At 65.6% G+C, this 1,297-nt stretch carries 1 protein-coding gene and 1 pseudogene; one reads left to right on the top strand and one right to left on the bottom strand.

Translation table 11 applies throughout. From position 1 onward, the window contains the following. Window positions 1–784 (top strand): hypothetical protein (locus tag AB0L75_RS44305; protein ID WP_365191954.1); only part of this gene is annotated, 784 nt, incomplete at its 5' end. 208 nt (window positions 785–992) lie between these two features. On the opposite strand, the pseudogene AB0L75_RS44300 reads toward AB0L75_RS44305, so the two are convergent. Then, window positions 993–1,297 (bottom strand): annotated as a pseudogene (locus tag AB0L75_RS44300) (hypothetical protein); the annotation flags it as partial.

Here is a 1,297-nt window from a genome sequence, read left to right as displayed (position 1 = left end):
CGCCGAGGTCATCCGACAGTGGCTCGCAGACGCGCCGTCGTCGTTCGAGTTCCATCCGAATTCCACCAACATGGGGCTGAATCCGACCCTCAACCGACTGCTGGACAAAGTGGACACCGAATTCGTCACCTACATCGCAGGTGACGACACCATGCGCAAAGATCGCATCGCGGTCCACGAGAAGCTCCTGCGGACCGCTCCAGATGATGTCGTCCTTGCCTACAGCGACGCCGTGGTCATCGACGAGAACTCCTCGGTGCTCCACCCGTCCTCGCGCGTCGAGTTTCCATGGCCGGACGAACCGCAACGCAGCGAAGACACCCTCGCATGCCTTGTCGATTCCAACTGGATCCCAGCGGCGTCGTTCTTCATGCGCACAGGTGCGCTCCGCCGGGAGGGCGGCTACGCCGAGGATCTCTTCTACGAGGACTTTGAGCTCCTCACCCGTCTGGCGGCGCGATATCGCTTCACCTACACGGAGGAGCCCCTCGTTGCCGTCAGGCGGCTGGCAACCTCTCTGGGCGCAGTGGGGTTCGCGCATGACAGTCCCCGTTTTGTCCGGTCCATGTTCGCGGCCTTGCGCAATGCAGAGCACGGCACATCGGAGGAGGCCCGAGAACTTGCGCGATCACATCGGTGGGAGCTGACCAAACGGGCCGCACGTATCGGCATGCCATTCCGCGAGGTGTTGGCAATGTTCCAGGACAGCTGGCGCGGCGCGGCGACGCCGGCCCACGCGGCAGCCCACCTTGCTCGAATGGTCGGGCAGCGAGTGGGCAGCTGAGGGCCCGGGCCTCTCCGGGACAGGCCCCCGGGCGGGCGGTGCCGCCTAGGGTGTGTTGCTAAAGGATGGTGGCGAGCCAGTGCCGTGTCGCTGCGAGACTGAGCCCGGCGTGATAGTTCCGGGCGTACTTGTCCGAGCGCATCGCGATCCCTCGCCACTGCTTGAGCCGGTTGAAGCACCGCTCCACGACGTTGCGTCCCTGGTAGCACTAGCGCTGGTCTTCCCCGAAGTCGATGGCCCGGTTCGCCTTCGAGGGGCAGCCCTTGTCCACGTTCAGGCGGTCAGGCCGTGCCCTGGGCCGGCCACGGGCCCCGGGAACGCTGATCTGCTCCATCATGGTGGCCAACATCGAGGTGTCCGCGACCTGGCCGCCGCTCACCACGAACGCCAGCACCCTCCCCTTGCCGTCACAGACCAGATGAGACTTCGTCGTCAGACCGCCACGGGAAGCCTCGGGTAGGTAGCGGTAGGGGTGCGGGTAGTAGCTGAGCGCCCACAGCGACCAGGCGTTGC

Origin of the sequence: Streptomyces sp. NPDC052101 (genome assembly GCF_040680235.1) — a bacterium.
Taxonomy (GTDB): Bacteria; Actinomycetota; Actinomycetes; order Streptomycetales; family Streptomycetaceae; genus Streptomyces.
Note: the sequence above shows the minus strand (reverse complement) of the source record. Positions and strands in the feature narration are given on the sequence as shown.